The 7190-nt window shown below is 42.8% G+C and carries 7 protein-coding genes and 1 other RNA gene; 6 read left to right on the forward strand and 2 right to left on the reverse strand.

Going from position 1 to position 7190, the window contains the following annotated elements; translation table 11 throughout:
• Window positions 1-138 precede the first annotated feature (138 nt).
• Window positions 139-1803, forward strand: coding sequence for a DNA repair protein RecN (gene recN, locus OH455_RS22955; protein WP_206372239.1), 1665 nt, complete (start codon window positions 139-141; stop codon window positions 1801-1803).
• 190 nt (window positions 1804-1993) lie between these two features.
• On the forward strand, window positions 1994-2353 hold the full coding sequence (gene bamE / locus OH455_RS22960; RefSeq protein WP_206372238.1) for an outer membrane protein assembly factor BamE: 360 nt from the start codon (window positions 1994-1996) through the stop codon (window positions 2351-2353).
• Window positions 2354-2679: 326 nt separating this feature from the next.
• On the opposite strand, the gene OH455_RS22965 is transcribed toward bamE, so the two are convergent.
• Complete coding sequence (locus OH455_RS22965) at window positions 2680-3033, reverse strand: RnfH family protein (protein ID WP_045976503.1); 354 nt, start codon at window positions 3031-3033, stop codon at window positions 2680-2682.
• A complete protein-coding gene (locus OH455_RS22970; RefSeq protein WP_206372236.1) occupies window positions 3023-3466 on the reverse strand; it encodes an SRPBCC family protein in 444 nt (147 codons plus the stop codon). The genes OH455_RS22965 and OH455_RS22970 overlap by 11 nt, the downstream gene beginning before the upstream one ends.
• A 118-nt stretch (window positions 3467-3584) precedes the next feature.
• On the opposite strand from OH455_RS22970, the gene smpB reads away from it, so the two are divergent.
• From smpB to OH455_RS22990, 4 genes are all read left to right on the forward strand, one after another.
• Window positions 3585-4070, forward strand: coding sequence for an SsrA-binding protein SmpB (smpB, locus tag OH455_RS22975; RefSeq protein WP_206372235.1), 486 nt, complete (start codon window positions 3585-3587; stop codon window positions 4068-4070).
• Window positions 4071-4137: 67 nt separating this feature from the next.
• Window positions 4138-4504, forward strand: a transfer-messenger RNA (tmRNA) gene (gene ssrA, locus OH455_RS22980).
• Between the two features lie 741 nt (window positions 4505-5245).
• Window positions 5246-5491, forward strand: coding sequence for a type II toxin-antitoxin system antitoxin HipB (gene hipB, locus OH455_RS22985; RefSeq protein ID WP_269982906.1), 246 nt, complete (start codon window positions 5246-5248; stop codon window positions 5489-5491).
• Window positions 5491-6798: a type II toxin-antitoxin system HipA family toxin gene (locus OH455_RS22990; protein ID WP_269982907.1), complete on the forward strand. Its 1308-nt coding sequence runs from the start codon at window positions 5491-5493 to the stop codon at window positions 6796-6798. Before hipB ends, OH455_RS22990 begins: the two co-directional genes overlap by 1 nt.
• Window positions 6799-7190: the final 392 nt, after the last annotated feature.

Consider the following 7190-nt stretch of genomic DNA (forward strand, 5'->3'; position numbering starts at 1 on the left):
CTCTATGGAATGACGACAGTCTCATCACGCAAGGTTTAGATCCTTCTCACAAAAAATTTCACCTGTGACTTTACTGTATAAAGAAACAGTATATACTGTTTTCTTATACAGTATTGTTCATTTAAACAGGTACACAAAATGCTGGCTCATCTAAGTGTTAATAATTTCGCTATTGTTAAATCTCTACAGCTGGAGCTATCTCACGGCATGACCACCATCACTGGAGAAACTGGTGCGGGTAAATCTATTGCAATTGACGCTTTAGGTCTTTGCTTAGGTGGTCGGGCGGAAGCCAGCATGGTACGCCAAGGGGAAGAAAAAACCGAAGTCAGTGCGGCTTTTTCCCTTGAAAACAACATTCACGCAACGCGTTGGCTAGAAGATAACGATCTGCTGGAAGGCAGTGACTGTATCTTGCGTCGCATCATCAATAAAGAAGGCCGCTCAAGAGCCTTCATTAATGGCAGCCCGGTACCACTTTCACAACTAAAAACGTTTGGGCAATTACTGATCAACATACATGGTCAGCATGCGCACCATCAACTCATGAAGAGTGATCACCAAATGGCCATGCTGGACCAATATGCAGGCCACAGCAACCTTTTAAAAGGCACTCGTAATGCCTATCAAAATTGGCGTCAGGCCGATAACACCCTTAAGCAGTTAAAAGAAAATAGTGCGGCTAATCTTGCGCAAAAACAGCTGCTTGAATACCAAATCAAAGAGCTTAATGAGCTCTCTCTTGGCGAGGATGAATATGAAGAACTCGAACAGGAACACAAAAGATTGTCTAACAGCGGAGAGCTCGCCGCCACCTGCCAACAAGCCATCGAGCTTATTTACGAAGGTGAAGAAGTTAATGCGCTTGGTATTCTCCAATCAGCCAGTAGCTCCCTGATCCAGCTCGCTGAATTGGATGAATCTCTCTCAGAGTTGCCTAACATGCTATCAGAAGCCATTATTCAAATTGAGGAGACCAATAACGAACTACGTGGTTACCTTGATAACATCGATGTTGATCCTGCACGTATGGCATTTGTTGAAGAACGCTTCTCAAAAGTCATGTCGATGGCTCGTAAACATCATGTTCTACCCGATGAGCTATATCAGCATCACCAAGATTTGTCGTCGCAAATTGAGGCTTTAGATTGTTCCGATGAAAAGCTGGAAGAGTTAGAGCAAGCTGTTGAAAATAACTATCAGGTTTTCCTGACCTCAGCAGAGAAACTTCACAAGTCTCGATGTCGCTACGCTAAAGAGCTCAATAAACTCATCACCGCCAGTATGCATGAGCTCAGCATGGAAAAAGCGCAATTCTGTATTGAAGTCGATAAGCAATGTACTCATCCTTCTCCCCTCGGCATGGATAACGTATGTTTTATGGTGTCAACCAACCCTGGTCAACCTATTCAGCCCATTGCCAAAGTCGCCTCTGGGGGTGAGTTATCACGTATTTCTTTAGCCATTCAAGTAATAACGGCACAAAAAGTCGACACACCTAGTTTAATCTTTGATGAGGTAGATGTGGGTATCAGCGGACCCACTGCTGCTGTTGTAGGTAGAATGCTTCGTAAGCTTGGCGAGTCAACGCAAGTTCTGTGTGTGACTCACTTGCCTCAAGTCGCTGGCTGTGGCCACCAACAACTTTTTGTAGCCAAACAAACCAAAGCAGGCAAAACTGAAACACAAATGCATACGTTGAACAATGAACAAAGGGTTTCAGAATTGGCACGCTTGCTTGGTGGAAGCGAAATTACCGAATCAACACTAGCAAATGCAAAAGAGTTACTTATAGCAGCCTAATAACAGCACCACAGGTGATTCACACTGAAGGCAAGAGTTCCAGTCTTATGGAAATTTGCTCTCACTTTGCAACTAAACTCAAAAATCGTGGTCTGAAACAGTTCAAAACAAGATGAGCTTTTTACATTGTCGGCCAGCTTGTTTATTATCAGCCCAATTTAAGAAATATCTGTTACAAGAACTTATTCGTATGCAATTTAAAAAGTGGCTAATCGCTGTACCACTCTCTATGACACTGTTGACTGGCTGCTCACTATTAGAAAAGCTCGTTTACCGAATCGACATCAACCAAGGTAACTATGTTGAGCAACAAGCCGTCGATCAACTTAAATTTGGTATGACCAAAGAACAGGTGCGGTTTGTGATGGGCTCCCCAATGCTGATTGAAAATGGCTTCCCTGATACTTGGTACTACATTTATCACCACACTGAAGGTCATCAGGATTCCATTCAAAAGAACCTGATCGTCAACTTCAATGATAAAGGGCAGTTGGTTGACGTCACTGGAGATTTCCCGCCGAGCAAAGACTTTTTTGAGAGTATTAACTAAAGCTGGAGAGCTGGAGAGCTGGAGAGCTGGAGAAATTTTCGAGGGTTGGCATTTTGTGTCAGCCCTTTTTCGTGGATGCGGGATTTGGGATGCGGGATTTGGGAACGGACTTCGTCCTACGGATAACTGGAAAACTGGAAAACTGGAAAACTGGAAAACTGGAAAACTGGAAAACTGGAAAACTGGAAAACTGGAAAACTGGAAAACTGGAAAACTAAGTTGTTCCACTTTGGTTGAGAAATCAACTCTAGCTTTCCAGAAGGGCGAAGCCCGATCCCGTTATCTAGAAGCGGAGCGATCCATAGGACGAAGTCCGTTCCCGCTCTTTAAGCTTCCTTCCTCAACGGGTTTTTCTTACCACCGGTCACAGGATCGGCAGAACCCTCTGCTTTGGCTTGCTCGGCTCGCTTACGACGAATTTCTTTCGGGTCCGCCAACAATGGACGATAAATCTCGATACGATCTTTATCTCGAACCGTTGCGTCGAGCTTTATGTTACGGCTAAAAACGCCGACCTTATTGTTTGCAAGATCAATCTCAGGATATTGCTCCAAAACGCCAGACTCTCGGATGATCTCTTCAACCGTCATCGTTTTGTTCACAACCAGAGTGTACACTCGCTGTTCTTGAGGTAATGCGTATACCACCTCAACGTGGATCATGTCAGACTCAATACTCATAGCATGCATACACCTGTTTCGCGCGCTGAGTGAACGCGTTGACCATATTGCTGGTCAGTTCATTGAAGATTTTACCGAAAGCCATTTCAATCATCTTGCTGGAAAATTCGAATTCCAACTTCAGCTCCACTTTGCAGGCTTGCTCATCTAAGGGAGTAAAAAACCACCCCCCTTTTAATATCTTAAAAGGCCCATCAACCAAATTCATCAAGATCGCTTCATCACTGATCAGCTCATTTGATGTAGTAAACGTTTTACTGATCCCCGCTTTCGAAACGTCAACGGAAGCAACCATGGCAGAACCACTGGATTCAATCACTCGGGAGCCGGAACACCCAGGTAAAAACTCAGGATAACTGGCCACGTCATTTACCAGCTTAAACATCTGTTCAGCGCTGAAGGATACCAGTGCAGAACGACTGACTTGCTTCATATAGACTCCTCAAAACATCTACCTAAACGACAGGCATGTACCAATTTTACTTTTATTTGCACTCAGCGCAAATAAAGGGATTTCCTAACTAGGTTCCTAACCGTATAATGCAGCTATTATGGCAAAGAAAAAATCGAAACAAAAAGCGGGTAGCAATACCATCGCTGTCAATAAGAAAGCTCGCCACGAATATTTCATTGATGATGAAGTAGAAGCTGGCATGGAGCTTCAAGGCTGGGAAGTTAAAGCACTTCGTCAAGGTAAAGCAAACATCGCAGAAAGCTACGTGTTTATGCGAGATGGTGAAGCCTTTGTGAGTGGCATGACTATTACTCCTCTTAACCAAGCATCGACACACGTTGTGGCGAACCCTACCCGTGTGCGAAAACTACTGATGAGCCGCCGTGAGCTTGATAACCTTTTTGGTCGAATTAACCGTGAAGGTATGACGCTTGCTGCACTCTCGCTCTACTGGTCTCGCTCTTGGGTGAAGATGAAAATCGGTGTTGCGAAAGGTAAGAAGCTGCACGATAAACGTACTGATCTAAAAGAAAAAGATTGGGCGAGAGAAAAAGCACGCGTAATGAAGAGTTCACTGCGCTAATATTGAGCACTTAAACGCACAAGTCTAGACAGGTTACACTTTTCTGGTACTATGCGAAGAACACTTTGGGGCTGATTTAGGATTCGACAGGAATTTTGCAGTCTGAGGTGCATGCCGTGGGGCGGTTGGCCACGTAAAAAGCCGCAAAAAAATAGTCGCAAACGACGAAAACTACGCACTAGCAGCTTAATAACCTGCTCAGAGCTCTCTCGCCCTAGCTTCCGCACGTAAGACGGGGACCAACGAGAGATCAAACCCAAACGCGCTAGCCCGGATTCTCCCGCCTGAGAGATGAACGGCGAAATTTAATTCAGGATAGTCACTTACTGGCGTGTCGGTTCGCAGGTACTTGGTGAATTTAAAGATCGACTAAGCATGTAGTACCAATGATGAATGGTTTTTGGACGCGGGTTCAACTCCCGCCAGCTCCACCAAACGTTTGGAACGGGACATCTCAGGATGTCCCGTTTTTTTATCTAAAATCTTTAACTATCAATAAATGAAGATTTTAACTACACATCAGTACGTCACACTCTCTTAGTATCCTCGGCAAAAGCTTTTTTGGGCACACCAAATAGCAGGTTCGTAAAATAACTCGTCTGACAGACAAAGAATTAGAAAGCATAAAAACCGGAGCTATCGCTAGCTATCAAGCCAAACCTCACTTTACAACTGGTCACTCTAGTTATAGAGACAGTTCTCCCTCTCTACACAACGACCCTTGGCTTATACCAAGAAACAAGCCGATAGCTTCTCCACCTCCGCCACCCAAAAGAACAGCAACATTCGAATGCATCATGTGTCACTGCCAATGGCAAGCCTCATTGCAAGAGCAACCCACCTGCCCTAAATGTCGTAACCACCTGTATGCTAGCGAGGTCTCATCCAAATAAGAACGGCTCCCTCAAACAAGAAAAACTACCAGAATTTAGTAGGTCTATGACTAATGCCAGTATTACATATAACTCAGTATTTCATTAGATATTGCTGCTCCTCTGCTTCTTATGCCCCTTAAGATTACTCAATATCCCCAGGAAGGGATAAATACTTCATCATCCCTTAGTGGGGATAATATAGACTTTACCCTCTTGTGGGGATATAATTTTACCTATCCTCACTAAGGGATAATTAAATATCTTGAAGGTGCACCTTAATTCTATAGTGAACTGGAACAAATGATATATAGTCCAAAACAATTAGCAGATATGATGCTACTGATACGTCAGAAGAATGGATGGACACAGTCAGAACTAGCAAAAAAAGTCGGCATCAAGCAAGCTACAATCTCGAACTTCGAAAACAACCCTAACAAAACAACACTTGCTACCTTCTTTAAGCTTGCCCAGGCAATGGATCTAACATTGAGTATCCAAGAGAAATCACAGGTAGCTTCGTTAAATGAAAATGATGAGATCTGGTAATGCAGAAGCTAATCGCATACATGAATGGTGAACTTGTTGGTACTCTAGAAAAACATAAGAATGGTGCTCACACTTTTCAATATGATAAAAACTGGTTAACCAATGCGGTAACTCGACCACTATCATTGTCTTTAAAACTTCAATTACCAGCTATCACTTCCGATGCAGTTATAAACTATTTTGACAATCTCTTGCCAGACAGTCCTCAAGTCAGAGATAGAATAGTTGCAAGGTACAAGGCGTCATCCAAACAACCATTTGATCTCCTAAAAGAAATAGGAAAAGACAGTGTTGGTGCGATTGCTTTACTTCCTCCAGACCTCCCCTATAAAAAGGAACCACTTAGCTACGAAGTCCTTGATGACAAAAAACTAGAAACTGTTCTTTCTGCATACAAGTCTGATATTCCGCTCGGAATGCTCGAAGAAGAAGAAGACTTTAGAATCTCCGTGGCAGGTGCTCAAGAGAAAACGGCTCTCCTATTTGTTGATGAGCAATGGTGTATACCGAAAGGAAACACCCCCACCACTCACATCATCAAACTGCCAAAAGGCGAAATACAACAAGCCAACGCGACCCTAGATCTCAAAGATAGCGTAGAAAACGAGTACCTTTGTATTGAGCTAGCTAGAGCTCTGGGGTTCGCAGTTCCCAACGTCAATATAATCCAAACAGACAACATTAAAGCTTTAGCTGTAGAACGCTTTGATAGGCGCTGGACAAAAGACAGAGCAGGCTTGCTACGCTTACCTCAGGAAGATATCTGCCAAGTATTTGGTATGCCATCATCCATTAAGTACGAATCTCAAGGTGGCCCTGGCATAGCTCAGATCATGGAGTTATTAATGGGGTCAAGTAATGCTCTAGAAGATCGGTATAACTTCATGAGGTTCCAAGTATTTCAATGGCTCATTGGCGCTACAGATGGACATGCTAAAAACTTTTCTATCTATATTGATAAAGGAGGCAGCTACAGACTCACTCCATTCTACGATATTTTGTCAGCCTACCCACTATTGGGAGGAAAAGGGCTCAATATCAGAAAGCTTAAGCTGGCGATGGGATTGAAAGCAACAAAGGGCAAGAAGTATGAAATCAGTAAAATCCTGCCTCGTCACTTTTTGGATACAGCTAAAGATGTAAACTTTTCTCAAGACACGATGCAAGAGATAATTGATGAAATGAAAGATGCCTTACCGAAGGCGATGTTACAGGTAAGTGCTACATTGCCTAAAGGCTTTCCTGAGCATATCGTGAGCTCAATTTTTGAGAATACTCAGAAAATAGTTAAGAAGAAAGTGCTGTAACGATGCTGAAGAAACTTCGACTCGAGAAGTCTTAATCTCTTTGCACCGTCTCTATAAGAGAGAAGGAACAAGGTATATGAAGGAGTATCATTAGACTGGCACTCGTTCAACTTGATGTGATTCTATCCATCGAGGTTAATAGCAATCAGAGCTTTTAAAGCTTGTTGCTTAGGTAAAATCGTGATGCATTCCCATGCCCGATAACTGGATTGGCCCTTTTTATTATTCATATTAAACTCACCCCACAATGATTATAAATATCACCTTAACACTTATATATAAACTTTATATTTAAGTTCATCTAAATATTTTTTATGAAATTAGAAATACATTAACTAATACATCTCATTATCATTGAGAGAAAGACACTACAAGCTACTGATAAGTCTATG

This window comes from Vibrio sp. T11.5 (assembly GCF_027587155.1).
In the GTDB taxonomy this organism is placed as follows: Bacteria; Pseudomonadota; Gammaproteobacteria; order Enterobacterales; family Vibrionaceae; genus Vibrio; species Vibrio neptunius.